Source organism: Sphingomonas sp., assembly GCF_024508665.1.
Classification (GTDB): Bacteria; Pseudomonadota; Alphaproteobacteria; order Sphingomonadales; family Sphingomonadaceae; genus Sphingomonas.
On record NZ_JANINP010000006.1, the window covers coordinates 1,314,935 to 1,341,032 of the forward strand.

Genomic DNA, 26,098 nt, shown 5'->3' on the forward strand with positions numbered 1-26,098 from the left:
GATAATTGCGTAATGATCTGCGACCATGGACGATTTCATCCAGTCCCAGGGCGTGATCTGGCTGCCGCATATCCTGCGGCGCCTGGCGAACCGCTTCACCGATGCGTGCGACCTTCTCTTCGAGCGCTACGATATAATGGTGCCGGCGCGCCTGGTGTCGGTCGTGCACCTCCTGCACGATCGCGGGCCGTGCGGCGTGACCGCGATCGCGGCGATTACCGGGCAATCGCATCCGCTCATCAACAATTACCTCAAGCGGCTGGGCGCGCTCGGTCTGGTGACCACCGCGCCCGATACTATCGACCGCAGGCGGACATTGGTGGCCCTGACCGACGCCGGCCATGCCCAGGCCGAACGGCTGCTGGCGATCCGGCCGGTCCTGGTCGACACATATCGCGACCTTCTCGCCTCCGCCGATGCCGATATTTTCGATGCCTTGTGGCGGATCGAAGCTGCACTCAAGCGCCAGGGATTTGCCGAGCGGGTGACGGCAAAAGAAGAGGCCGAGCGTGCAAGTTGAGCGCGCGCCGGCCTGGTTGACTGGAGTGTCCGGACCGTTTGCACGCGTCGCCAGCCCCCCTCGGGCTCGTCGGCATGCGCGCGCGCTCACCGGCATGAACGCGCAAGCTTCGCGATCACCGCATAGGCAGGCGCGCGGCTAGGCTGCCGCCGCATAAATCTTGCGCGCGCGTGCGCAGAGAGTGGCGGGAGCTGGTGCGATCGTCCCGGACGACAATATGGCCGGCAACGACTGCGGAGCGGCGACTTCGCGTTTCATGATGCTCGTCGCCGACGCGTCGAGGCATGCCCAGCCGAAATATCCAAATGCTTCTTATTCGACGCTCGTCAGCGGCAAATGTTACCCGCGTTGAGTTGAAGGAATGTCAACGGGCGATTGGCGCAATTGCCGCAATAAATGCAGCCAACTTTCGCGGCCGGAACGGATATTGTTGTCATGGACCCAGAATATGCCCCGCCTTAGCCTCGCATCATCGACGCCGGGCGTGACTGCCCGGCGACACTTGGGCGGAGGAGCGGCGGGACGTGGGACAGATATGTGTCAGGGCTTCCGAATTGCCTCGCCGGTTCGGGCAATTGAGCCAGGCCGGAACGACCGTTCTCGTGACGCATCATGGTCGCGAGACGCACGCGTTGCTGCCGATCGCCAGCTATCATGCGATCGTCGCGGCCAAGGACGAGCGTGGCTCGCCGCTCGAAGAGGATAGCCTCATCGACCGTCTCCCGATGTTGCTTCTGGTGGTCGACAATGCGGCGCGGATCGTCACTGCCAATCGCACCGCGCATGCGGTCCTGCGCAAGCCGCTCGGGCGCCTCGTCGGGGGCCGCCTGCTCGATCACTTGCCGCTGCTCGAAGGCAGCGTCTTTCAAAGCTATTTCAACCGTACCGCTCAATCGGGCGAGCCGTCCTCGTTCGAGTTGTCCGGCTTGTTCGGTGCCGAGACCTGGCACCGCATCGAGACCTACCGCACCGTGGAGGGCGTCGTCATCCTCGCCCATGACATTACCGAGGACATAGCGGCGCACCGCCTGGCGGATGGGAAAAAGGCGTTGATCGATGCCTTGGCCATGCATGGCGGCATCGGCCATTTCTGGCTCAATGTCCGGGGACGGATCGACCGGTGCGATGCCGCGGTCGAACGATTCCTGCAATTGCCCGCCACGCGGCTGGCCGGCGTCGCGATCGCGGACCTCGTGCCCGTCGGTCAGCGCGTCAATTTGCGTCAGGCGATCGAGGACGTGCTGTCGGGGGCAGGGGGACGGCGCCTCGAGACCGAATTCCTGCGGAACGATGGGGAAACACTGCCGATGATCTGCGCGATCACCGAATTGCGCGGTTCCTTTCGCAGCGAAGGGGCAGTGATGGTCGCGACCCGGCAATAGCGCCGCGCGATCTTCCGGCCGCTTATCCGGGACCGGTGGGTCCGTCGCCGCGGATGATCTCGGCGACGAACCGCGCGACCTGGCGGTTCGAGCGCAAGACGACCACCCGGCAGCTGGCGGGCGCACGCCCGACCAGGTTCGCCATCCGCTCGCGCGCGCTCAGCCGTGATCGCCAGATATATCGGAGGAAGTCCGGCAACATCGACCATCTTTCCGGGCAGCCCTGGGGAAGGTCGGGGCGTGTCCTCCCGATATGGAGAGCGGCTCGCCAGATGACCCGACATATGCGGATAAGGGTACCGCGATCGAGCCAGATGAGCATGTCGGCGCGCGAGATCCGGTTTTCCCAGGTCGCCGAATGCCCGCCTTCGAATATCCAGCGATCGCCCATTTCGACATCGAGGCACAATCGGGTCTTTTCGGCCGCGGCGCGCTCGATCCATCCCGGCCGCCAATGGATGGTGTCGATATGGATGACCGGCAGGTCGGTGATACGGCCAAGGGTTCGGGCGAGCCTGCTCTTGCCAGAGCCTGGCTGCCCGATGATCATGATCCTCTGCATCGCTCACCTTCCCGCTGGCCTCTCGGGATGACACCGATTGATCGGGGAAACGGGCGAGCGCTGGTCGATCCGCAAAAATCCAGGCCGGACACGGGCGGCGCATTCGCCAGGACCCCCCATTTCCAGGCGCCTTTCAGCCGGCCGGCGTTCCGGCAAGCCCGCGGCGCCTCAAGATCGCCGCCGGATCGGGATCGCGGCCCCGAAAGGCGCGAAAGCTCTCGGCTGCCGGCCGCGTCGCCCCGCGCTCCAGCACTTCCCGGCGCAGGAGCCTGCCGGTCGCCCGGTCGACCAGCCCGGCTTCCTCGAATCGCTCGAACCCGTCCGCCGCCAGCACCTCGGCCCACAAATAGCTGTAATAGCCCGCGGCATAGCCACCGCTGAAGATGTGCTGGAACGCATGCGGGAAGCGATGCCAGTCCGGCGGCCGCGTCACTGCCACTTCGTCGCGGACCCGTTCCAGCACGGCCATGGGGTCGCACCCTTGCGTGCCCTGATGAAGGACGATGTCGAACATCGAGAATTCGATCTGGCGCAGAAGCTGGAGTCCGGATTGGAAGTGGCGCGCTGCCACCAGCTGGTCGAAGAGATCGGGCGGTAGCGGTGCGCCAGTCTCGACATGACCGGACATGGCGGTCAGAACATCGCGATCCCAGGCGAAATCCTCCATCAGCTGGCTCGGCAACTCGACCGCATCCCATTCGAAGCCCGCGGTCCCGGCAACGGATGGCCGGTTGACGCGGGTGAACATGTGATGGAGCGCATGTCCTGTCTCGTGCAGCAGGGTCACGATGTCGTCATGACTCAATAAGGGCGGCAGCGCGCTGCCGGTCGGCGCGAAATTGCAGACGATGAACGCGACCGGGACCCGGCTCATCTTGCTGTCGTCGAGCCGCGGCCGGGCCTCGGCCATCCAGGCACCGGCATGCTTGCCCGCGCGTGCATGAAGGTCGAGGTACAGCCCCGCAATCTGCGTGCCGTCCTCGTCGGCGACATCGAAATAGATCGCGTCGGGATGATAGAGCATGACGTCCTCCCGGCGCGCGAGGCGGATCCCGAACAACCGTTCCAGCAATCGTTCCCAGCCCGCCATGACGCGCTCGGCCGGGAAATAGGTCATGATCTCGGGCTCGTTTATCGCGTAGCGCGCCTCGCGCAACTTGTCGGCCGCAAAGCCCACGTCCCAGGGCTCGAGCGTGTCGATACCGAGCTGATCCTTGGCGAAATCCTGCAGCTCGGCGAGATCGCGTGCCGCTGCAGTCTTTGCCCGGCTGGCGAGGTCGCGAAGGAAGGCGAGCACGCCGTCGCCATCCGGCGCCATCTTCGTTGCCAACGAATGTTCGACGCTGTCGGCATAGCCAAGCAACATCGCCGCTTCCCGGCGCAACTCGAGGGTACGGGCGATTCGCGCGCTGTTATCGAATTGGCCGGCATGCGGGCCTTGATCGGACGCGCGCGTCCCGGCGGCTTGGTAGACCGAAGCGCGCAGGGCGCGGTCCTCGGCGAAAGTCAGCACAGCCTGGATGCTGGGCTGCTGGAGCGTGACGACCCAGCCCTCGAGCGAGCGCGCGGCGGCGGCAGCGGCGCACATCGCCTTGGCTGGCTCGGGCAAGCCAGCAAGCCGCTCGGCATCGGTAATATGTTCGTACCAGGCCTCGGTCGCGTCGAGGACCGCGCTCCCGAACGCGGTGCCCAGATCGGAAAGTTCGAGCGAAATCTCACGGAACCGCGCGCGTGCGTCGGGTTCGAGCGCGACGCCGGCCAGCCGAAAGCTGCGGATGGCATGGTCGAGTGCCGCTTTGTCCTCGTCGGCGAGGCTGAGCATCTCGGGCGACAGCGCGATATCACGCAGCAATTCATAGAGCGCTCGATTCTGGCCGACGGCCATGCTGTTCTCGGTCAGGAGCGCCTGGCCCTTGGCGTGCGCGTCGCGCAGCGCCGGCGTGTCGGCTACCGCGCGCAAATGCGATGCGGCCTGCCACAAGGCATCGAGCCTGGTTTGTGCCCGCTCGAGCGGCAACCACGCTTCGGCAAAGCTTGTAGGGCGCCTGTGGACGAGGTCCGCGACAACCGCCCGGTGATGATCGAGCGCCTCGTCGAGCGCCTCCGCTATGGCTTCCGGAGTGAGCCTGTCGAAATCCGGAAGCTGCAAGGGGTCGAGAAGCGAGTTCATCCAATACTCCGTCAAGAAGGACGCCAGGAAACGCGCCGGCCGCAGTGCGGCGGCTTGCGCGCACGAGCGCCGCGCCAGCTGTCCGAAATCCGCGCGGCGCCACGTCCGACCGGCAGCAGTGCGGCAAGCTTACGATGCTCCGTGAACGTGCGGTCGCAGCCATCGCCGCAATGGTTTTGGCGACGGGATGGTCGGGTCTGTCTGAAGGCGCGGTATATTCTCTTGGCCTGAAGAAACAGGTGAGCGGCAAGACTTGCCGGCCCGCGGCTTGTTGCCCGGTCCCGATCGGAAGGCGGGGGAGGACAAGAGACGCGCGAAATCGAGGAATGCGCGGACAAGCGCATGGCAAGGTTGTGGCCGACGCGACGGTTGCGCGTTCGATCTTCCGATAGTGTCAGGGTGCTTGGCGCCCGAAAAATGGGGGCGCGCGATGACTATCCATGAACAATCTCTGGTGTTGAGGAATGGCGTCCTCATGCCGGTATTGGGTCTGGGGACCTGGCTTATTCCGGATGGCCAGCCAGCCTATGCGGCCGTGAGCGCGGCGCTCGATCTCGGCTACCGGTCGATCGATACGGCACGCGTCTATGGCAATGAGGCTAGTGTCGGACGCGCCGTTCGCGATAGCGGCCTGGCGCGCAACAGTCTCTTCATTACCTCCAAGCTCCCCGCGGAAATCAAGGAACCCAATGCGGCCCGGGCAAGCTTCGAGGAAACCATGGCCCAGACGGGCCTCGATTATCTCGATCTCTATCTCATCCACGCCCCCTGGCCATGGGACGATATCGGCCGCGATTGCACCGAAGGAAATCGTCAGGTCTGGCGCGTCCTCGAAGAGATTTGGGCAGAAGGCAGGGTGCGGGCCATCGGCGTTTCGAATTTCAACGGGGCCGACCTCGACGCCCTGTCGGAGACGGCGAGGATCATCCCGATGGTCAATCAGATTCCCTTTGGGATCGGCAGCGATCAGGACGCAACTATTGCCTATTGTGCGGCCAAGGAAATCGTCCTGCAAGCCTATTCGCCGCTCGCCCATGGGCGCCTGCTCGCAAGAGCGGAACTCCCGACCGTGGCGGCACGATATGGCCGGTCGGTGGCTCAGCTTTGCAATCGCTATGTGGTCCAGAAAGGCCTCGCGCCATTGCCGAAGACGACGCATCCCGAGCGCATGAAGGAGAATGCCGACATCGACTTCGTCATCGGGCCGGACGACATGGCGTATTTGGACAGTCTGGCCAGAGCCCAATGATTGCACCCGTCCAGGCAATGCTGGAATTCCTGAAACGGGGCTGTTTGACCTCATAGCTGATCAGGCTACCTGAGAGGGGCGCCGATGCCATCACCGGGCGGACGCCATACCGCGATGAGCGACCTTGCTGGGCGGGCATGCCCGCCCGCTTGGCTGCGTATTTCGAACGTCTGGCAATAATCTGGCGGCAGATCGTCAATGCACGATCGCTCCGCACTATGTTTGTGGACTAGGCGTCCGCCATCCGAACTAGAGCTGATAGGCTGCGCGCAGGCGCTCAACCGCAACGTCACGCGTCATGGGCACCCCGAATTGCTTGGGCTCGAAGTCGGCCTGGCCGGTAAGCGCATGCGCGAACACTTTCATGTCATCCCTGACAACCGGGGGCAGGTCATAGCGCGCGTCGGCGCCAAGCAACTGGAGCAACCGAGCGACATCGTTGCGATGCTTCTTGATGTCTTTCTCATCGACTTTGTCGCCTCCATCGCGCCGTCTCACCATGTCGATCCACGCCCGCGCCTTGAACGGAATGATCGCGGCTGCGTCGAGCACCGGTATACCGTCGATTGTTCGCACCATAGCCGTCAGGAAGTCATAATAATCCGCGTCGAGCAGGATCGCCGAGAGGCTGGCGGCCTCTTCGTCGATCGGTAATGGGGTCAGATGGCTGCCCTCGGCGAGCGTCAGACCCTCGGGCATTCGCGAGAAAAGTTCTAGCATAGCCGGGTAGCCGGGATTGGTGGGCTTCTGAAACCGGTAGAGGACGCGCTTACCCTCGCTGTGCTGACGAACTTGATACCGGCCTGCCTCGACAAACGCCCAAAACCGATCGGCGAACGCGGCGTCGAGCGCTTCCACGATCAGAACGATGTCGAGATCCTTGGTCGCCCGGAAATCAAGGCCGGCATCTGCCATCAGCAAGTCGCTGGCAGCTCCACCGATCAGGACATATTGATGTTCATGCCCGGCAAAATGGGCTCGGAAGCGATCGATGCCGACTACCATCCAATAGACTCCAGCAATTGTTGTGCCGCCTGCGCAATCCGTTCGTCGGGATCGTCTCGTGCGCTGAGGTACAGCGACAGCGGATCGACGACGCCAGCTCGCGCCAGCGTGCTCGGGTCATAACGCCAGGTCTCAAGCTCGATTTGCTCACTGTCATCGAAGTCGAACCCGACCTTGAGCGCGAAGACTGATTGGACGGTTTTCCACCGCGCGGCGGCAAGTGCGCGCTGCGCGATGCGCGGTTCCGCCAGCATGGTATAGTGCGCCAGCGCACTTTCGCCGGCGAGCGGCGCCACATCATTCGGTAGAACACCTCTTACGGTGCGCACTTTGCGCACGGGCGACTGCAGCCGCGGCTCCACTGCGCGCCACAGTTCGGCGCCACCGAGGATGAGATGAAGGTGCCGGTCGCGACCCGCGGTTTGCGGCTTGGCCAAACCGCTTGCTTCAAGTTCGTCGAGTGCACGGCTCACGCTCATAATCGACACGCCGTATCGCTCGGCAAGCGCGGTCTGATTGGCCTGACTGAGATCATCGCCCAGCAACGTCGCGATTACGAGGAGCTGTGCTGTCGGGCTGAGATGGTCGCCGGGCGTCGCGCGCGGCCTGCGTGTGCGCTCGCGAAAATCGACGAGCGCCTCCGGAATGTAAAGCTGCGCTCCAGGTGCGATGAAGCCAATATGGCGCTCGATCATCTGGCGACGGATCGCGGTTGACACATGATCGAGGAGTAGCAGCACCACTTTTGCGCCGAGCTCGGTGCGCAACGTATCGCGATGCTTGATGAACTGGTGCGTAGCGCCTTGTCCGGGCATGTGCTCGCGAACGGCGACGACGAGCAGCGGCTCGCCGTTCAGCTGCCCCAGCCACAAGCGGTAGCGATCGAGCAAATAATGTGGCAGCACCGTGGGTGTCGTTGGCGCCAGCCCGAGATGGAGAGCGAAAGCCTCGCGCACATAGTTTTCCGCTTCGACGGCAAGGGCGTCCAGCGCGCTATCGGTTTCTCGGTTTAACATTAGGCAATACATTTAACATCGCTGCTGTTAAAAATCTACCTACTGTTAAATAGCAGGTTCGCGATATTTGCTCTGGAAGCTGCGGATGTAGTGCCGCAGCGGCAAGTCTACGCCGGCACCATCCTGCGCCTTAAGATAGGATGTTGAATCCGGACCTCAGCTTATGAAGGCTTGTCATGACCGCTCAAACGCGTCGCAGCTATGATAGCTGCCAGATCGCTGGCGGCCCGATAAATGCTATGTGGTGACGCTTGAAACGAGCAGAGCTTCCAGTTTAAGAGACGCCAGTACAAATCCTAAAGCGATTGTTTCGTCGAGGCGGCGATCATTGCCCGTCCTGTTAGGATTTAGGGCTGCCAGAATTCCTGCCCTCTGACGACCGCCAGCCGACAATGGATCGAAAATATTAATCGCTCGCCGCGACGACCGCCCAAGATAGCGGCGCGGGTTAATCATTATCATGCTGTATCCCATAGGGGTAGATGAGCTTTGGTGACTTACCGTTAACTGCGCTCGGAAATACGGCGTTGAATAGGGGATGGACGCAAAGCATGTCCTGCGTGGAGATGACCATCTCGCCAGGCACGGTGTATTCAAACTGGCACTCCCAGAACATTTCGGTCTCATCGATCTGCTTGCCTAGGACACCAGTTTCGACAAGCATGCGCTTGAAGTCGTGATAGCTCATCTCGGCGTCACCACCGGCATCGCCGATACGCTTGAGCACACCCTTCACAGATTGATTGAAGACTGTGTGCAGGTCACCGTCATTGAACCGGCGCCGCAATTCGGGAATGGCTGAAGCGCAAATCTCGTAAAAGTGCGGATATCGGTAATAGAAGGCGCTTCGAATGCCGCCGGCGATGATCGGCTCGGCCTCGCCAACGCCTTCGACAACCATCTTCGGCGTGATCTCGCCAAGTATGTTCGACGCCGGTGCAATCGCCCGCGAGATAATGCGGTTCAGGATGTGAATAAGATCGCGCGGTAATAGCTGCGTGTGCCGGGCGATATGCGTCAACGATTGCTCTACATGCGTCTCGCACGCGATCGTGCTTGGGAGCAACTTTAGGAAGAACGCGATGGCCCCTGCTCGGTCATTGGAGGCGTGCTCTGCGCCTAGACGTTCGAACGCCGCGGGGTCGTGGATCTCTAGATATAGGGCGAGGCGGTGCGCCGCAATTCGCCATAGCTCACCGGCCGACCAGTGCAGCACTGCCTGTGTTCCAAAGTCCTTAGCTGAGTTGGAGGACGCGCGCCGGAACGTTTCATACAGCTCAGCGGGGAGGCAGAAGCGAACGTCGATTAGCTGTTCCGTTTGCGCGTGTACGCCGAGGTACCGCACGAGTCCCCCAAGCGCGTCGTTCGCAACGTCCTGCGCAAGCCGATAGTCCTCCATTGTGTCCATCAGCACGAGGATCTCGGCCTTCCGGCGCGCAATGGCCGGTGAACTGATGATCTCGCGCGCGGCTTGCAGCGCGTTCGAGTAAATCTCCTGCGGACCATCGGCGAGTTCCAGCAGATCGAGCCGGGAATCGACTGAACTTCCCGACGCCGCGGAGCGCGCGGTCAGGTTTTTCACGACCTGTCGAATGACTTCGGCGGGCGCATCCGCTTCGGAGAAACCGAAGTCATTCGCGAAGCGGCGAATTCCAATCAATCGCGCATCGCTCTCGCCGCGCAGCAGCGTTGCGAAGACCGCCGACCAGATGAGCAACTCCCATAGGTGAGCCACCACCTCGACCGGCGGCGAATTGACGCCAAACACGCCGCGGATAGACTTGAGGATCGAAGGAAAGACATCAGGCGCATTCAGATAGACCACCTCGTTGGTCGCGCGTGACGCTCGCAGGTGGTCGAGAAAGGCGGTCTTGCCGGCGCCACGGCGGCCAATCACGATGCCTGACGTGCTGAAAAGCTGCGAGTGAATGTCGTTCTGCCGCTCAAACAATCTCCTCGCCGCAAGATCGTGATTTATCATGCGTTCGGCAGCGATCGGGCCAAGTGGCTCGCTGCGGGTCAGGAAGCGCGCCAGCTCCCCCTTCTCGAGCTCGTTCAACCGTTTGTCTTCCTTCGCCATCGGGAGACGCTCGCATTCTGGTTGATCCGCAACTCTATCGCCAGACGCCCTATCTGCGAACGCCCAAGCGATACGACCGATTCGATGTCGGCTTTTGGCCAGCTTACCAGCTTCTTGTCTTCCTCGTTGAGAATTACGTCCACGTTTAGATCGGCGGCTTCCGGGGAGCGATACATCAGCCTGGTGATCATGGAGATGATCAGGAGGTTATAGACATAGACCCGCCAAAGCACGGGCAATTTTACCGGGTCGAGGTAGCGTACGACGTGGTCGACGCCATTCGCCGCTTTGCGGACCGGGCTGTCCAGTTCGCCATACGCCTTAACGAAGGCGGGTAGCGGGACCAAAGCGCCGTCGACGATCATCGCGCTTGTTAACGTGTCGAGTTGCTCGTAATTGAGGCCTTGGTGCTGATGGATGGCTGGATCCGCGCCGCCTAAGCCGTCAATCTGATTGGGCTCGTACTTGAGGGCACTAGTCGTTACCCGGCTCGCCAGTTGCTGATCGCTGGTAAATGCGTCACGCAGCAATCTGCCAAGGCCGAATATGGCGTGAATCCGGGGAGCGAGCGTCAGGTCGTAGGCGGTCAGCGTGTTGCTAATTTGGTTGTAGGTCGCGACCGGCGCGAACAGTCGGTAGATGGTACTTACCCTACTGTCCTCGTTGGATAGCCAGGTAATAAGCTGTTCTTCACGTGCTAACGCAGCGATCAGCACGATGCGGTTGCGTGCTAACTCGCACTCGCGGATGAATCTAAAAACTGCTGGCTCGCATTGCTCGTAGAGCCGCTTGCGGGCCTCGTATTCGTAGTCGAGCTTCGCCTTGCGTAGTGCCTGCCGCTCGGCCAGCTCTGAACGCAGCCGCTCTAACGCGCGATTTCCGAACAAGGTCGCGATCGTCCCAACCAAGCCGGCGCAGGCGCCGGTGACCGTCGCGATTGCTGCAATGCGAGCTACCGTCATGCTCGCGAGCGCGGTGGCCTGCGCTGCAGCGACCGCATCCGGCGTCACTCGTGGAGTTACGACCGCGACCAGCTCGATCCAGCGGTTTATCATGTCCAGATGAACGCGGGCGGTCCCGCGACAAATTCATCCCGGTGGACCAGGTCGAATCCGGCCGCGCCCAAGTCAAGTATCTTGAGTGACATCAAGATGAGCGCGCAGAGCAACCTTTTCCCCCCAAATGAACGGGCCGTAGCAAGGCTCGCCCGCGTGATCGAAAGTCAATAGGGCGACAAACGAGAGTCAAGCGGAACTGCAACCAGATTGGGTGTAATTTGAGCCAATCTATAGAAATGAATAGCTTACAAGTCAGATTCCTCTGGATAGTAAGGTCATCTGTCGGCGATCAATCCAGAATGGCCGCAATTGGACATGAAGAACAACTCATTCTCGCATAGAAATTGAATTCTGCGGCACGACTCTGAAAGGCTGCGATCCATTTGGTGCGGGAGGTCGATATGGGGGAGAATTACAAGGGCACAGATAGGCATGTGTTCGGTCGGCGTCGTCCGATCCTTCAGGCCCATTTTCCGGTCAGCCTCGATGTCGGAGAAGAACATCGAGACACCAAATTCCGGCCCTTGCCGGAGCCGACGGGCAGCGCCCCATTTCGGCTCGCGCTAGAGAGTATCCTTAGCCCGGCTGAGATGACGACAATAAATGCGAAAAAGCAGCTCACTTTTCATCTCAATGGTGACATGGGCGGCATCAAGGACGCAGTGCCGCAGGAATTAGTCGCCAAAGGGATGGAGAAGAGCTTCGACCCAGCGGCCGACGCGAGCATCAACCCTTCATTCCTCTACATCACCGGCGACTGCGTCTATTTCAACGGCCAGAAGGCCGAATATTATCGGCAGTTTTACGAACCCTATGAATTCTATCCGCGTCCGATCTTCGCCGTCGCCGGCAATCACGACGGTGAGAATTTGGATGATGACGGATCAACCTCACTCGACGGCTTCATGCGCAATTTTTGCGCGCCTCAAGCGGTCCATCTGCCCGAGGCTCTCGACTCGCACCGAACCGCAATGATCCAGCCCAACGTCTACTGGACGCTGACGACGCCGCTTTTCAACATCGTAGGCCTCTATTCAAACGTTCCCGAGGGTGGCCAGATCAAGGAGCCCCAACTCGACTGGTATGTAAACGAACTCAAAACGCTACCGACTAACGTGCCGTTGTTCGTCGCGCTTCATCACCCGCCCTACTCGGCCGACGACCATCATTCAGGCAGCAAGCGAATGATCCAGGTATTGGACGATGCCGCGGCTAAAGCTGGCCGGGCGCCCGATATGGTTCTGGCTGGCCATGTTCATAACTATCAGCGGTTGTCGCGCACCAACGCGACTGGCGACGTCACGCCCTATCTGGTGACCGGCGCGGGCGGCTACCACAATCTCCATCACATCATGAAGGTCAACCACCAGGCGATGATCACGCCGGTCGTGCTAGATCGCGGCGATGATCAGACGGTCACGCTTCATAGCTACATGGACGATCATCACGGCTTCCTCGTGCTGAGCGTCACGCCCGACCGGATCGTCGGTGATTATTATCACGTGCCGCGCCCGCAAGAGCCCTACTCGAAGGGCAATCAGCTGGTCGATCATTGGGAGTTTGACTGGAAGGGGAAGCGCTGGCTGACCAACGACCTAAGCGGTCCGGTCGGGAGCACCGTCGATCCGGCGGAGCCTGTGCCGATGGCGCCGCACGGCCGTAGCCATAAAGCGGCGGCTGACAATCCATTCTAACAGCCGAGCGGGACTTATTGCTTCGCTGGAATCTTTTACGATACGAAGAAGACCACGTTCCGATTCAATATAATATCGCTCAAATCAGGTATTAACCGTCCTAAAAGGCTTGGCGATATAAATAATACTCAACTCTGAGTGTGATTACCTTAATTAATACCGTTAAGCGGCTCTGTGCCACATCTACAGCCATTTAGTGCGACTCTGAGGCTGCCTCGAAAGCGGACCTTCGAATAGCCGCTCGCGCTTCATAAATGAGGGTAGCTTCCTCAATTGGGAGCAACAGCTCCTGCGACCAAGAGTTGATCGATTTTGACCCTTTCTTCGGCGCTTAGGTCAAATTCAAGGAGCGCCTGCAGTGCCAGCCTTTGAGCTTCCCCGGCCGTTCTCGCTGGAAAAACTTGAGCGCCGCCCGACCCGTACGGATTGCCAGGGAAGACCGCGTACCGCCATCGATCGTTACTTACACCTTTCTGAGCCGACCTGTTCCGCTCCACGTACGCAAACATCCCTCCAATCCAAGGCTGTCTGAAGGTCTCCTCAATCACTATCGGTTGATTGCCGGGTCGAACCCAGAACTCCTGGTATGGAGAATGCGCGTTGAGCCACCTGAACAACGGAATTGGCTGGTTTCGTCGGTATCGCCTTTCATAAGGCGCCGCCGGCGGAAGTAGTTCAAGCGCTTGTTTGACAGATCCAAGGTCTGGTGAAGGAAAGCCCTTTTGGTTGGCAAGAACCGCGATCATTTCATCATATTTTGACGCAAGATTGTGGCGATGCCGAACGCGGCGCTGGATTTTGATCACATCTTCTGGAAATTGGTCGTCGTAGCGAAGCGCGACAAGGCCATCGTTGGATACGAAGAGGTTCGAACCGTCGAAACTCACTGTTCTATAGGGCGTCATTATGTGTTCGAGCGCTGATCGCGACAGTATAACCCGCGCTGTCTTTGCGATTTTCGACTCGGCCTCATAGGCATCGAGGAAGGCTGGCCCGATGATTTCCGCGCCGTCGATATAGACGTCACCCGCAGCGAGTGCCCCGCGTACGGCGAAGCCATAATTTACTGCCCGATACATGATGCTGAGGCATGCCGACACGACGGCGCTAAACGCAGTAAAGAACGTGTCGGGCATTGCCCGATCCCACGTCGCTGCAACGACAAAGCTATCAGACATCGACACCACGTAGGGTGCGGAGACGAAGTGATAGGGCGCAGACAGAGGTTCATCCGGATAATAGTGCAATGATGAATGGATACTCTGGCTTTTAACTGCTTGTGCCTTTAGATCCATAATAACATTTAAGGGTGAGATGGTTCTTTGCCACTTTTCACGGATATAAGACGAAAATCCCAACAGATCGAGAAAAGCAATAATTGCCTTGCCCTCGAAAGGGGCATTTCCTAACGGAAAAGTGACGTCGCTTTCGTGGCATACCTGAAAACCTTGCCAGTTGTATTTCATGTCACGAGTCCGACGACGAGAGCGATTAACACTAACTCGGTTTAGCCCCTTTTGTAGCTTTGCACCCAAAAATTCGCCATTCGCAGCGGTGACAGGCTTTCTAAAACCGGCCGTTCATTGTGCTCTGCCGCGGCCGCTCACTCAAACGATTAGTATAACCACCTGGCCCTGGGTTGTAGACGCTCAAACACCATGATACCGAACCGAAACGAATATAGGCGGTAGAGCTAGCAGGATGGTTCGGCCTTTTTTCGCTTTGGTCGTCCTACTCGTGGCGGCTGTGGCGGGTCACGGCGCTAACTCTACTCTCGCCAAGATTGACGCCGTCAAGTTCGACGCGGCAGTGATCGCAGGTCGCACGACGGTCCTCTCGCTCGCTGGGCGCACTCCGGTGCTTAAGGCCACCACCATCGATTGCGTCACACATCTTAAGACGGCGAAGGATGACTTCGAAGTCGATTGGAGTAGCTCCACGATCAACGGTGCCCTTACCAAGGGGCCGACGCTGATGATCAGCGAAGGGTCGACGCAGGATTTCGCGATAGACTTTGGCGTCCGTGCTCAAATTCCGATCGCGCGTGCTGCAGGCGAGCATCTGTCGGCAGCCTGTGCAGCATAGCCTGAGCGCTTCGAGTTCTATATGAGGTTAGCTTCGATCGGGTGGTCGACCGCGCTGCAAACAAGATGCTGACACAGGGGCCGATGCATCGTCGCCGTAATTGATAGCGCCTAACTGCGGTAAAGCGTCCTGCTGCGGGCCCGAACTAAGCCTTCAGCTATGCGCCCTATAAACGGTCATTCGCTGCAACCGTCGATGCTCGCGAAAGCGGCCATTCGTTCATCATTGCCAACGCCGGGTCGGCAGCTAGGCCTTGGTCTCGAAGAGCGAGTTAATCGCGGTGGGTCTCACACGAGCAGTACGCGCAATCCTGGGACCGCGGGCGCGATAATCTGTGTGAAGTCCTTGTCGCAGGTTACTACGACGTAATTGCGCTCGAAGGCCTGCCCGGCGATCCAGAGATCATTCTCGTCTATTTGCAGCAGCTGACCACTGACGCGGTCGGTCCAGCCCTCCACCCAGCGTGGAATCCGGCGGCGAATGTCGATCCGCGCCAGCGCGATGCTCGACTTGACCGTCGCGAAGGCGTCGGCGGTATGCCGCGTGACTTCGGCAAGAGGATGCGTCTCGGATCGGGCGACGCAAGTCTCAATATGAGTGAGCGTTTGTCCTGCGGCGCGGGCCAGCGCCAGCCCGAACCGCAACTCGCCGACCGTCACGACGGAAACTAGCTGAGCGGCCCCGGCAGGGAGCGCGGCGACGGCTTGGCGGACCGCGTCATGGTTGGGCCGCCGCGCGTCATACAGCACGGACACCAGGTTCGTATCGAGCAGATAGGTATCCATCCGCTAGTGGACGTAGAGCCTGAGCCGCTCGACCTCGTGCTCAGGGGCAGGTGTAAAGGTATCGAGCGCCCAGGCTCCGATATTCTCGCGCAGCAACGGCCCGATATATTCGTACAGCGGCACATAGGCCGTGAAATCCTCGGGGAACCAACCCTTGAAGGGACTCGCGACGCGACGCTCGAGTTCGTGCCCGCGGAACGCTTCGAGGAGTCGGCGCTCCAGGCGCGGCGGCAGATCATAGGCCTTGAGGAGCTGCGCATCGATATCGATGAGCAATGTCTCAAGGTGGTCGTCGATCTCGGGGGTCCGCAGTGCATAAGCCGCGGCGGCGGCAAGCCCGTCATGGTAGCGCAGCACTGCAGCGACTACGTCGGCGAACGCACCGCGCTTCGGCAGCGGTAGCTTCTTCATGATAAGGTTGGTGAGATGCTGGTTCGAAGCCCGCTCGAGCACGAAGGCGCTCGCCAACGGGCTGTTAATCAGCGCTTCAATCACTTCCAGCGGGAGATCGGCAGTTGTCGGCCAGATGCCGAAAAAGGCTTGCGACGGCACCAGCCCGCTCAGATCGAGCGCGCCGTCCAGCCGCCAGGGGCCGCGCGATCGCCGCGCGGCATTGACCAGCACCTTGGGCTTGTCCCAGGGGCGCGTGAGTGGGCCGAGCCTGTAGGCAGACTCCCCGCGCTTATCGACATAGCCCGTCGCGGTGACGCGATATTGAAGCAGCGAATCCGCGGGCCTGAAAACCCCCCTCACATATCCCTCGCGGGGTAGCGCGCTCCAGCCTGCCGACTGACTGATCCATTGGAGGCCGCGATGGACCTCGGCTTGGCAGCCCAGCGTGGGATAGTCCGTCAGATATTCCCAGACCTCATCGAGTGCACCGATCCAGAGATCGCCCGAGCAGACCCGCTTGGCGCGGCGACGCTCCGTGCTGATCGTGCCAGTCATCAGGAAATCCGGACGGCTCCGGTCGCTGACCTCGACAGAGCGCAGCTGGTTCGGAAGGCCCTTAGCATCATCGCGCCAGTCGGTCGCGATGATGACGGCCGATTCAAGACCCGCGCGCTGGAAGATGCGATCCGGAAGAGAGGTCAACTCGATGCGGCCGTAGCTGTCCGCGAGCAGCTGCCGCAGCTCGACATATTGTTTCTGACGGAGGAAGCCCTGCGGCAGGACGAAGCCCAGGGCTTCGGGCTTAGCCTCGATCAAGGTGCGCAGGACCGCCATGGGCTTCGAGAAGGACTTCGCCGCCATTTCCGGGTAGCGCTGCCGCTCGTCGGCGTCGAAATCTTCCCAGGGCGGGTTGCACAGGATGATGCGCTTGCCGGCCGCGTCCGCGGCGAGCTCGCTCTTCTCGAACAGGTCTTTCGACGCGATCTTCCACCCGTTGGCGTTGGGATAGTCGGCCAGGATCAGCGACAACGTCGCGACCTCGCAAGCGAAGCTGTCGAGCTCCGCGCCGCTAATCCGCTTGACTAGGAAGGCGTGTCGCTCTTCGTCGGAAAGTGTGTCGGGTAACCTGTCGCGCAGGTGGCGTAGGGCCGCGACAAGGAAAATGCCCGCGCCGGCGAACGGCTCGTAGATTTCGATGTCATCGAGATCGAACCGGCTCAGGTCCAGCTGGCTTACCACATATTCAGCAACTTGGCGTGGCGTGCTGTGCGTCCCGAAGCGCTTACGCGTGTCGGCGGTTACCAGCGTATTCTCGTATACAAAGGCGAGACTGTCCGACGAGATGTTTCGGAAGTTGATGGCGCCGCGTAGCGTCATCCATGCCGTCTCGACGGTCGCCGTCGGCAGGGCCTCGACTGCGGGACGCGCCATCTGATCGAGGTGATAGTAGGTCTCGATCCCGGCGAGGACCTCCGCCACCGGCGCGGTTGACCAGGATGCGGCATCGGGATGCCGGCGATCGATTAGGATCTTGGCCGCCAGAAGCCTGAACGTCGTGCGGAAAGCCGCTTCTTCGCGCTGCGGATCGTCGATACCGGTTAGTAGCTTGGCGATGACCTCACCGAGTAGCCGGTCAAGCTTCACTTCGATTTCGTGCTCGATCACCGGCATTAGTCCGAGATCGACGAAGTCGAGCTGATAGGCGACTTGGGTCTGACCGAGCGACTTGGCGCGGTGGACCGCGTGCGGGCTCCAATCGTCCGCGTTGCGCGCGAATAAGGCGCCGAGCTGATCTAGCGGAACCCGTTCGATTAGGCGCGGTTTGCCCTCGACGCCGACGCGCCAGACGCCGACATCATCATGGCCGACCGAGAACAGGATCGGCGCCCCGAGCGCGCGACGGCGTGCCACCGCATCCGCATCATGGGCGCCTGTGATCACGCCAAAGGCGGCAGAACGGAAGGACTCGGGAACCTGGGTAAACGCCGCGAGTGCAACGCACAGTTCCTCGCCCGTCTCCGACAGAACATCGGCGAAGCTATAGTCGTAGATGAGCGACTCCGGCCGGTAGCCGATCGCGCGCAATCCCGCCTCGATTCTCGCGAGCGCGGTCACGCCGCATCTCCGTCGGAGGAGCGCAGCACGGCCCTGCTCTCCGCATCGGCGGGCACTTCGCTTCGGCGCAATCCGACCGCGGGGAAGAGCGGTAGCTGCGCAATCGGCTCCGCGACGCCGAAGCCTTGCGACAGCACTTCGAGATGGCCGTTGAGCGCAAGCAGGATCGCGTCTTCGTCCGTCGGCAGCGAATCGCCGGCGTTGAGCAGCGCGCAGCGCTCCAGCCCAAAGATCGCGAGCCGATGGCCCCAGAGGCTAGGAAAGGAGCGACCGCTCAGCAGTCCGCGCGCGCGCGCCAGCAGGTCCCGGTGCACCTGCAGTTCGACATGAAACCGGCTGCGCATAACGACGGCGAGACGCAACATAAGCACCGTCTGCCAGCCAAACTGCGCCTGCTGACCTCGGCGCGACGCCGGGACATCGGGATGAATAAGTCCGCGCCGCACGGTCCATTCGCGCAACTGGTCGCCCGATAGCCCGGTCAGTTTCAGGACGGCCCGCGATCCGATCAGCCGCATTAGCTCCTCCAATTCGGGTATGACACCCGAACTCAGATCGGGTATCATACCCATTCTCGTAGGTAAAGCGCTTCCCTCCCGGATCGACCACTCCCGTCGGCGACTTTTGCAGGCGCCGCGCATGATGGGACCGATTGGCGACTTTAGGCGAGTCCAATGACAAAAGATGATCGACGGCAGGCGGCCGCTGCGCCTGCTGCTGCCGCTCTTCCGCCACGTGGCGGATTCGTGGCGCTCCAAAGACCTGGCCACCATGTCGATAGATCTCTTCGAGAGCCGCCCAAGTTGACCGAGGTGCATCGGGAAGCGGCTATCTATTGGGTCTCGGCCGTTGCGCCGTTGTCGGCTAGAACGGGAATCCGATGTTGGCTGCCCAAGAGCCAAGTGTGCTTACAATCTCTGAGCCAACGCTAACGATCTCTGCTTGGTGGCCGGTCATATAGTTGAAGAGCTTCGCGCCGGCTGCGGTGACAGCCCCGCTGGCAAGCAACATGGGCGACTTCTTTGCCAGCTCCTTGACCCATTCCACGAAGCGCCGGAAGCGGTCCTCTGCCACTTCCACGACCTTCTCACTCGCCTCCTGAGCGAAATTTGGCTTGGCGAGTTCGTCCCGGATCTGTTGGATACTCGCGAGGACATCGCGAAGGTCCGGTTCGTCCTCGGCAATCTCTGGCGGAGGGTTGTTATGACCGATGCCCGGCTCTTCCTGGAGATCGTCTAGACCATCGCCGCGTTGGATGGTCAGTATCTGTGCGACATGAGCTTCGATCGTATCCAGCTGCCCGGCTAGCGCGTTGAGCCGCTCGTCCAGCGTGGGCGGCGGCGGCCCGTCAAAATCGTCTTGCTCTTCCGGGTAGCGAATGCGGGCGCCTGCTGGAGCGAAGTCAGGACCATCGGCGTCGATGCGATCAATCGCCTCAATCTGCTCTTCCTCGGTGGCGTCAGGGAAAGCGTCTGGAATGTAGTCTTGCGCCTCGAACGGTCCACCGTAGATGTAAAGGTAGCCGCCTTCACGACCATTGTAGGGTGTCTCCTCCGCCGGGTCTTCGAAGTTCTCGAAGAACCAATCGACCATTGCTTGAATGCGCGCTTCCCCCTCAACGCCGTCGAGCGGCGGCGCAGGTGTTAGCGGATCTAGGCCGGGGTGACTGCTCATCCGCCGAGAATATCGTGATACTCCGTCATGGCAACGGCCCGAGCTTTCACTTCGCTCCGAGCCGGAGCAGCACAGCTGCGAATCGAGCCAAGTAGAATGGCTAATTGCGGTTCCGACATCGGCCGACCATCCCCGCGCTTCATCGGAACGATGCACGATGGTGGTAAGCCGCCGTTCAATTATGTCCGCGACAACGGCAGCTCTCTCGTGTCGGAGGCTCAAAAGCCGACTAGCCCCTAGCGGCCCGGTTCCTGTCGTTGGCGGCTTCGTCGGCGGGGCCAGTGATCCCTGCTCACTGGCGACGTTCTCGTTCGGCTTATACTACTTGATGATGCACTTGCGTGCAGCCTCTTAGCTCGCTTCGAGACCGGCAATGCTCTTGAGCGGAAAGGTCTTCAATCACTTCATCGTGCGATGATGTAATCTCAAGGGCGCGAGGGATTGGCGATCCTTCATGCAGATGCATGCGGTTCCGACTTGGCCGTACAGGGTCTGGCGATATCCAATCGCAGGGCCGCAGCTATCCTGCGGTCGGGACTGCTGCCGGCCGTTCATCCTCCGGGTCGAGCTGCGCTTCTCGTCGCGTAGCGCCCGAAGAGGGACCGTGTCGGTCATGATCGAAACCAGTGTTGCTGCCTTGCAGATTCGGCCTTGGCAGGAAGATGACAATGTCGCCGCGCTGACCGACCTCCTTCATTGTGCCTATGCTCGGCTCGGACGATTGGGCTTCAACTATACAGCGGTCGACCAGAGTGTTGCGGTGACGCTCGAGCGGATTCGGTCGGGCGAGTGCATCATCGCGCTCGATGGCGCCGGCCTGTGCGGCACCTTGTTGTTCAAGGATTGCGCCCGGACTTCGGGCTGCGCCTGGTATGACCGTCCCGATACAGCCTCGGTGAGCCAGTTTGCCGTCGCGCCCGATCGCCAAGGGCTCGGCATCGGCGGGGCGCTTCTCGGTGTCGCCGAACAACTCGCCAGGCGAGCAGGGGCCGCCGAACTCGCCCTCGATACCGCCGAGGGTGCGCATCATCTCCTCGGCTTCTATCAGCGTCGGGGTTACCGGCCGGTCGATAGCCTCGGCAGGGACGGTAAAACCTACGATAGCATTGTCCTGAGCAAGTGCCTGGCAATGAGCGAGGCATAGGCGAATACGACTTTGCCGCGGCGGGGGCCACAGTCTCTGACCACGGTCGAATCGGTTCCGGCTCCTCGTCGGAGACGTTACATTCTCGAAGCGCGCGAATTCGGGCGTCCTCTGGCGAACTTTCTGGGCCTCGAGCGGGCGCGCGTCGTTTAAAGGCCTCGCGCACGGCATCTGACGTGAGCGCTCGGGGGCGGCATGTGGCCGCTGGCCATAAGGACCTGAGTGCCTCTTGCCGAACGGCGACGGCCAGCATCATTTCCTGCGCTCGAAGCATTGTCCATTGTCTTGGGTGACCGGACTCTCGCATCGGCTTGCTCCGCCGGGCCGCGGTGCGCCCCAGCCCCTTTGCGGCATGGAGACTGGCTGAAAAGCGGACGGCGCGGATGCGCCGGCGCTTTCGGTTGGGCCCGCGACCAAAGCGCGGAAGGTGGCCGGCGCGCCCTCCTAGGCCCGCGCGGGCGCACCGCAACCCGGCTGCGCCGGGTCCTTCACTGACGTTGCGGCCGCCGGTGCGGTCCGCCCGCTGACGCGGGCCTCTTGCGGGCTTCCTCGCCGCCCACCTCCCACGCTTTTTGCGCCGGGCCGTGGTGCGGGAGGACAGTGAAGGAGGCGAGCGCCATGGGCATCAAAAACGGCAGGGCATCGGGCGGGCGAGGGGAGGCGGGGCCGCGCGTGTCGCTCTATGACGAAGTGACCACCCGCATCATCGGCGAACTCGAGCAAGGCCGCATCCCTTGGGTCAAGCCATGGGCAAGCGGCGATGCGAGCCCGTGCCTGCCCCGCAATGCCGCGTCCGGGCGCCGATATTCCGGGATCAACGTCCTGCTGCTCTGGGCAGCGAGCGCCGCCAACGGCTGGGCGCAATCGTGCTGGCTGACCTTCGCACAGGCCCTCGCGCTCGGCGGCAACGTCCGCAAGGGCGAGCGCGGCACCATGATCGTCTATGCCGACGCCTTCGTGCCCAGGAATGATGGAGGCGAACATACTGGCGCGGCTGGCGAAGACGCCCGTCCCGTGCGCTTCCTCAAGCGCTTCATCGTCTTCAACGTCGCGCAATGCGAGGGCCTGCCCGAGCAGGTCGCGCCCGGCCCGGCAGACCCCGTGTCCGAACCCGTTCCCGCCGCCGACCGGCTGATCGCGGCCAGCGGGATCGACTATCGCGAAGGCGGCGACAGGGCCTTCTACGTGCCCTCGGTCGACATGGTGGTCGTACCGCCGCGGGCCGCCTTTTTCGAGCCGCTCGACTATTATCGTATCCTGCTTCACGAATTCGTCCACGCAACCGGCCATCCGAGCCGCGTCGGCCGGACGCTCACCACCGATTTCGGCAGCCGGGATTATGCCCGCGAAGAATTGATCGCCGAACTCGGTTCAGCCTTCCTGTGCGCCGCACTCGGTATCGCGCCCACCCTTCGTCACGCCGACTATCTCGCCCATTGGCTCGATATCCTGAAAGCCGACAACAAGGCGATCGTCCGGGCCGCCAGTGCCGCCAGCCGCGCCGCCGACTGGCTGCTCGCGCGAACCTTGAGCGAGGGGAGGGCCGAGCCATGAGCCTCCTGTCTCCCGCCGACCGCGCTGCCCTGGCGGCCAACCATATGACTGCCGCCGACGCGACTGCGCGCGGCGCGCAATTCGACCCGGTGCCGCTCGTCAAGTTGTTCAATCCGTTCGGCGCCGCGACCTGGCTCGCGACCGAGCTCGCCGCCGATGGCGATACCCTGTTCGGACTCGCCGATCTCGGTATGGGGTCACCCGAACTCGGCTATTTCAGCCTCGCCGAGCTCGAAGCCGTTCGCCTGCCATTCGAGCTCGCCATCGAGCGTGATCGCCACTTCACGAGCGATTTTCCGCTCTCGGTCTGGGCAGGCTGCGCCCGGACCGCCGGATCGATCCTCTGGGCGGAAACCCTTCTTCGTCGCGTCGCCCAAGGGCGCCGCGCGCGCCAGCTTCCGTCCGATCCCGCCCCCGGGACCGGCGGATGACGCGGGCGGCCGTTTGCCGCCCAACCCAGCAGCCGGTGCGCCATTTTCGTTCGATCGCGACGCGGACCGGCCCATTCAAAAGGAGCAGACCCATGAATCTCGACTTCATCGCGCTCGACAAGCTTTGCGTGAGCAAAGCCAATATGCGCCACTCGAAAAAGGCCCCCGACGTCTCGGACCTTCTGCCGACCGTCCGCACGCGCGGCGTGCTGCAGTCGCTCATCGTCCGGCCATCGGGCGAGCCCGGCCAATTCGAGATATTGGCGGGGGCTCGGCGCTATCATGCAGCGCGCATCGTCGCTGCGGAAACCGGCACGGCGCCCGAGGCCTGCCTCCTTCCCTGCGCGATCCTCGACCCCGGCGACGATGCCGCCGCCGTCGAGGCATCGCTCATCGAGAACATCGCGCGGCTCGATCCCGACGAGGTGACCCAATGGGAAACCTTCACGCGCCTCTGCCGCGAAGGGCGACAGGTCGACGAGATCGCGGCCACGTTCGGGCTGGCCGAAGCCGCCGTGCGCCGCGTCCTCGCGCTCGGCAGTCTCGTCCCACGCCTGCGCGACCTTTACCGCGCCGATCGCATCGATGCCGCCAGCATCCGCTTCCTCACCATGGCGACCAAGCGCCAGCAACAGGACTGGCTGGCCCTGTTCGACGATCCCACGGCCCATGCCCCGACCGGCCATCGCCTGAAGGACTGGCTGTTCGGCGGACAGTCGATCAAGGCCGAATTTGCCCTGTTCGACATTGAAGCCTCGGGTCTTGCCCTTGTCGCCGACCTGTTCGCAAGCGACCGCTATGTCGCCGACCCCGCGGCCTTCTGGAGAGCGCAAGACGCGGCGATCGAAGCGCGCCGGCAGGCCTATCTCACCGAGGGTTGGGCCGACGTCGTGATCCTGCCGCCCGGCGACGCCTTCCACTCCTGGCAGTTCGACAAGACCTCGAAACGCCGCAAGGGCCGGGTCTATATCGACGTGCGCGCCACCGGCGAGGTGGTATTTCATGAAGGCTATCTCGGCAGGCGCGAAGCCGAGCGCGCCGCGCGGGGCGACGGGGCCACGCCCGAGGCGCGCGGCGAAGCGACGCGGCCGACCCAGACCTATGTCGATCTCCAGCGCCACGCCGCCCTCAAGGCTGCCCTTGCGACCAGTCCCCAAGTCGCCCTCCGGCTGCTTATCGCCCATCTGGTAGTCGGGTCGCCGTCGGTACGCGTCACACCCGATCGGCAAGCCGCTCCCTCGCCCGAGATCGCGCAATCCGTCGAGACCTCGCGCGGTGCGGTGGAGTTCGCCTGGCATCGCCACGCCGTGGCCGACCTTGTCGGCGTCGATCCCGAGTGCGAACGTATCGTGCGCGGTCATGGCGACGAGCATGACCTCGTCGCCCTGTTCCATCGCCTGCTCGACCTGCCCGATCCCGCCGTCCTGGATGTGCTCGCTGTGGTCATGGCCGAGGGGCTCGCCTCCGGGAGCGTCGCGGTGGAAGCGGCGGGCCGCTATCTCGGGCTCGACATGGCCGAGTGGTGGGATGCCGACAGCGCGTTCCTCGACACGTTGCGCCATCGCGAGGTGCTCGGCGCGATGGTCGCCGAAGTGGCGGGCGCGGCTGTCGCCGCCGCCAATGCCGAGGAAAAGGCCAAGACGTTGAGAGCGATCCTTGCCGACAGTCTCAACGGCAGCAATGGCCGCGCGGTTTCTGTCCCCTGGGCTCCACGCTGGATGCGGTTTCCCGCTACCGCTTATACCGGGCGGGGCGGTATTGGCAGCGTTCGCGCGGGCGCCATCGTCGATGCAGCCCTGATGACCCCCGTGCTCGATGAGGGACAAACCGAGGAGCATCGGCTGGCTGCCTGACCACCGTTTGGGGAGCGCTCAATTCCGGGCGCTCCCCTGCGGTATCGCAGGCGCTGGCTCGTACGTTAGCTGGCACGGTGGACCGCTGTGTTGCGATCGGCATCCCACGCCAAAGCCAGCGGGACGGACTTAAATAGCACCAGCACTTGGCTGACGCTCAACCTAGAAGCGGTCGACTTTAACTTCATCGTTTCCAATGCGGTAATAGTCGCCTTTATCTTTTAAGAAGATGTGTTTTCCGGTTAGTAAGCCGGTCGGCATGTCGAGGGAGCCGGCCGCAATGGCGATTTCTTGTCCCTGCAGCGCGCGATAAAACAGGCTCGACCCACACGAGCCGCAAAAACCCCGCTGAGCGAATTCCGACGAAGAATACCATTGCGGTTGTTCGTCACCGGTGAACGTAAGGCTTGTTCTGGGCGCGGAAACGCAAGCCCATAAATGGCCGCTAAGACGCCGGCATTGACGACAATGGCATATCGTGACCTCCAACACGGCTGGCTCGGCGGTGAAACGGACTTTCCCGCACTCGCAACGACCGGAAATCACTGTGTGATTTCCTCGGCTAGTGCTCCGATTCGGTTCGGACTCTCATACATATCCGAGTATTTCCTTCACGCGTACGGCGTCGGCTAGCGGCAGGTCTGCTTCGGAAAAACACCGACCGCAGCGACGGTCAACGTCCTGGGAATATTGCATGTCGAATAGTAGGTCTTGTCTACTGCTCGCAGCGTCGAGCGTGCGTTGGAGCGCTTCTCCATAATCGATTGGAGCAGAGGCTTGGCGATGGTCGAACCAAATCGATCGGATATCGTAAGATTTGAAATCCAGCAGAGCGTGGAGATACTTGCGCGCGATCGGGCGGCCCTCGGCAATTGGCCAGCACAGTCTGGCCAATGCTCCAATATAGTCCAATATATTGATCACACGCTCTTCCGTCCGCCCGAGATTGAGAGTTGTCGACCGCCGGATGACGTCGGTGGGACAGCGGAAGAGATCAATCCTCAGGGAGTATTCTGGATCGACCAGTTGCAGGATCAGGTCGCTCGGCCCCGCGGACGGATGATAGTGGCGAACTAGGAGGCGCGAGTCCCGCAGGTCGGGAAGCACCACCGGGTCGCCGATCACCAAATCGAGGTCACCCGGCCCTCCAAAATTGGCTTGGAAGCGACATCGAAGGTGCCTAACCCACGATCCAGCCACGGCATAGTGCCCGAGGCCACACCTTCGAAGTTCCCGTAACGCTGCCGATGTCCCGGTGGCCGAAACCGTCAACGTTTCTGACCCTCTACTAGTGATATCACGGGGGTCGCCGTTCGACATGGTCTTTC

Annotated in this window: 23 protein-coding genes; 10 read left to right on the forward strand and 13 right to left on the reverse strand. The window is 61.7% G+C overall.

Going from position 1 to position 26,098, the window contains the following annotated elements:
• Nucleotides 1-25 precede the first annotated feature (25 nt).
• Nucleotides 26-520, forward strand: coding sequence for a MarR family winged helix-turn-helix transcriptional regulator (locus Q0L25_RS15010; protein WP_296615608.1), 495 nt, complete (start codon nucleotides 26-28; stop codon nucleotides 518-520).
• A 524-nt stretch (nucleotides 521-1,044) separates the two neighbouring features.
• A complete protein-coding gene (locus Q0L25_RS15015) occupies nucleotides 1,045-1,902 on the forward strand; it encodes a PAS domain-containing protein (protein WP_296615610.1) in 858 nt (285 codons plus the stop codon).
• Nucleotides 1,903-1,924: 22 nt separating this feature from the next.
• On the opposite strand, the gene Q0L25_RS15020 is transcribed toward Q0L25_RS15015, so the two are convergent.
• Entirely contained in the window at nucleotides 1,925-2,464 is a 540-nt protein-coding gene (locus tag Q0L25_RS15020) for a topology modulation protein (protein ID WP_296615612.1), read from the reverse strand.
• 133 nt (nucleotides 2,465-2,597) lie between these two features.
• Entirely contained in the window at nucleotides 2,598-4,634 is a 2,037-nt protein-coding gene (locus Q0L25_RS15025; RefSeq protein WP_296615613.1) for a M3 family metallopeptidase, read from the reverse strand.
• Between the two features lie 430 nt (nucleotides 4,635-5,064).
• On the opposite strand from Q0L25_RS15025, the gene Q0L25_RS15030 reads away from it, so the two are divergent.
• Nucleotides 5,065-5,883 (forward strand): aldo/keto reductase, encoded by an 819-nt coding sequence (locus Q0L25_RS15030; RefSeq protein ID WP_296615615.1) that lies wholly within the window; start codon nucleotides 5,065-5,067, stop codon nucleotides 5,881-5,883.
• Nucleotides 5,884-6,132: 249 nt separating this feature from the next.
• Here Q0L25_RS15030 and Q0L25_RS15035 read toward each other — a convergent pair whose 3' ends face one another.
• The 4 genes from Q0L25_RS15035 to Q0L25_RS15050 all read right to left on the reverse strand — a co-directional run bounded on the left by Q0L25_RS15035 (nucleotide 6,133) and on the right by Q0L25_RS15050 (nucleotide 11,039).
• Nucleotides 6,133-6,888, reverse strand: coding sequence for a hypothetical protein (locus Q0L25_RS15035; RefSeq protein ID WP_296615617.1), 756 nt, complete (start codon nucleotides 6,886-6,888; stop codon nucleotides 6,133-6,135).
• Complete coding sequence (locus tag Q0L25_RS15040) at nucleotides 6,882-7,904, reverse strand: hypothetical protein (protein ID WP_296615618.1); 1,023 nt, start codon at nucleotides 7,902-7,904, stop codon at nucleotides 6,882-6,884. The genes Q0L25_RS15035 and Q0L25_RS15040 overlap by 7 nt, the downstream gene beginning before the upstream one ends.
• 448 nt (nucleotides 7,905-8,352) lie before the next feature.
• Entirely contained in the window at nucleotides 8,353-9,984 is a 1,632-nt protein-coding gene (locus Q0L25_RS15045) for a hypothetical protein (protein WP_296615620.1), read from the reverse strand.
• Entirely contained in the window at nucleotides 9,960-11,039 is a 1,080-nt protein-coding gene (locus Q0L25_RS15050) for a hypothetical protein (RefSeq protein ID WP_296615621.1), read from the reverse strand. The genes Q0L25_RS15045 and Q0L25_RS15050 overlap by 25 nt, the downstream gene beginning before the upstream one ends.
• 404 nt (nucleotides 11,040-11,443) lie before the next feature.
• On the opposite strand from Q0L25_RS15050, the gene Q0L25_RS15055 reads away from it, so the two are divergent.
• Entirely contained in the window at nucleotides 11,444-12,736 is a 1,293-nt protein-coding gene (locus tag Q0L25_RS15055; RefSeq protein WP_296615623.1) for a metallophosphoesterase, read from the forward strand.
• A gap of 269 nt (nucleotides 12,737-13,005) precedes the next feature.
• Here Q0L25_RS15055 and Q0L25_RS15060 read toward each other — a convergent pair whose 3' ends face one another.
• A complete protein-coding gene (locus Q0L25_RS15060; RefSeq protein WP_296615625.1) occupies nucleotides 13,006-14,202 on the reverse strand; it encodes a hypothetical protein in 1,197 nt (398 codons plus the stop codon).
• 235 nt (nucleotides 14,203-14,437) lie between these two features.
• On the opposite strand from Q0L25_RS15060, the gene Q0L25_RS15065 reads away from it, so the two are divergent.
• Nucleotides 14,438-14,821: a hypothetical protein gene (locus Q0L25_RS15065; protein ID WP_296615627.1), complete on the forward strand. Its 384-nt coding sequence runs from the start codon at nucleotides 14,438-14,440 to the stop codon at nucleotides 14,819-14,821.
• Between the two features lie 287 nt (nucleotides 14,822-15,108).
• Here the strand turns inward: Q0L25_RS15065 and Q0L25_RS15070 are convergent, their stop codons facing one another.
• The 3 genes from Q0L25_RS15070 to Q0L25_RS15080 are packed head-to-tail and all read right to left on the reverse strand — an operon-like array spanning nucleotide 15,109 to nucleotide 18,632.
• Entirely contained in the window at nucleotides 15,109-15,606 is a 498-nt protein-coding gene (locus Q0L25_RS15070) for a PIN domain-containing protein (protein ID WP_296615628.1), read from the reverse strand.
• A gap of 3 nt (nucleotides 15,607-15,609) precedes the next feature.
• Entirely contained in the window at nucleotides 15,610-18,114 is a 2,505-nt protein-coding gene (locus Q0L25_RS15075) for an N-6 DNA methylase (protein ID WP_296615630.1), read from the reverse strand.
• Nucleotides 18,111-18,632 (reverse strand): hypothetical protein, encoded by a 522-nt coding sequence (locus tag Q0L25_RS15080; RefSeq protein WP_296615632.1) that lies wholly within the window; start codon nucleotides 18,630-18,632, stop codon nucleotides 18,111-18,113. Before Q0L25_RS15080 ends, Q0L25_RS15075 begins: the two co-directional genes overlap by 4 nt.
• A gap of 166 nt (nucleotides 18,633-18,798) precedes the next feature.
• Between Q0L25_RS15080 and Q0L25_RS15085 the strand changes: the two genes are divergently transcribed.
• Complete coding sequence (locus Q0L25_RS15085) at nucleotides 18,799-18,921, forward strand: hypothetical protein (protein WP_296615633.1); 123 nt, start codon at nucleotides 18,799-18,801, stop codon at nucleotides 18,919-18,921.
• A 57-nt stretch (nucleotides 18,922-18,978) separates the two neighbouring features.
• Here Q0L25_RS15085 and Q0L25_RS15090 read toward each other — a convergent pair whose 3' ends face one another.
• Nucleotides 18,979-19,788 (reverse strand): hypothetical protein, encoded by an 810-nt coding sequence (locus Q0L25_RS15090; protein WP_296615635.1) that lies wholly within the window; start codon nucleotides 19,786-19,788, stop codon nucleotides 18,979-18,981.
• Nucleotides 19,789-20,401: 613 nt separating this feature from the next.
• On the opposite strand from Q0L25_RS15090, the gene Q0L25_RS15095 reads away from it, so the two are divergent.
• From Q0L25_RS15095 to Q0L25_RS15110, 4 genes are all read left to right on the forward strand, one after another.
• Entirely contained in the window at nucleotides 20,402-20,932 is a 531-nt protein-coding gene (locus tag Q0L25_RS15095; protein WP_296615636.1) for a GNAT family N-acetyltransferase, read from the forward strand.
• Nucleotides 20,933-21,550: 618 nt separating this feature from the next.
• Nucleotides 21,551-22,486 (forward strand): zincin-like metallopeptidase domain-containing protein, encoded by a 936-nt coding sequence (locus tag Q0L25_RS15100; protein ID WP_296615637.1) that lies wholly within the window; start codon nucleotides 21,551-21,553, stop codon nucleotides 22,484-22,486.
• Complete coding sequence (locus Q0L25_RS15105) at nucleotides 22,483-22,917, forward strand: DUF2958 domain-containing protein (RefSeq protein WP_296615639.1); 435 nt, start codon at nucleotides 22,483-22,485, stop codon at nucleotides 22,915-22,917. Before Q0L25_RS15100 ends, Q0L25_RS15105 begins: the two co-directional genes overlap by 4 nt.
• Before the next feature lie 92 nt (nucleotides 22,918-23,009).
• Nucleotides 23,010-24,770, forward strand: coding sequence for a ParB N-terminal domain-containing protein (locus Q0L25_RS15110; protein ID WP_296615641.1), 1,761 nt, complete (start codon nucleotides 23,010-23,012; stop codon nucleotides 24,768-24,770).
• Between the two features lie 162 nt (nucleotides 24,771-24,932).
• Here the strand turns inward: Q0L25_RS15110 and Q0L25_RS15115 are convergent, their stop codons facing one another.
• Together Q0L25_RS15115 and Q0L25_RS15120 are read right to left on the reverse strand one after the other, a co-directional pair.
• Nucleotides 24,933-25,316 (reverse strand): GFA family protein, encoded by a 384-nt coding sequence (locus Q0L25_RS15115; RefSeq protein ID WP_367184152.1) that lies wholly within the window; start codon nucleotides 25,314-25,316, stop codon nucleotides 24,933-24,935.
• A 42-nt stretch (nucleotides 25,317-25,358) separates the two neighbouring features.
• Nucleotides 25,359-25,895, reverse strand: a complete 537-nt coding sequence (locus Q0L25_RS15120; protein ID WP_296615642.1) for a hypothetical protein — start codon at nucleotides 25,893-25,895, stop codon at nucleotides 25,359-25,361.
• Between the last annotated feature and the right edge of the window lie 203 nt (nucleotides 25,896-26,098).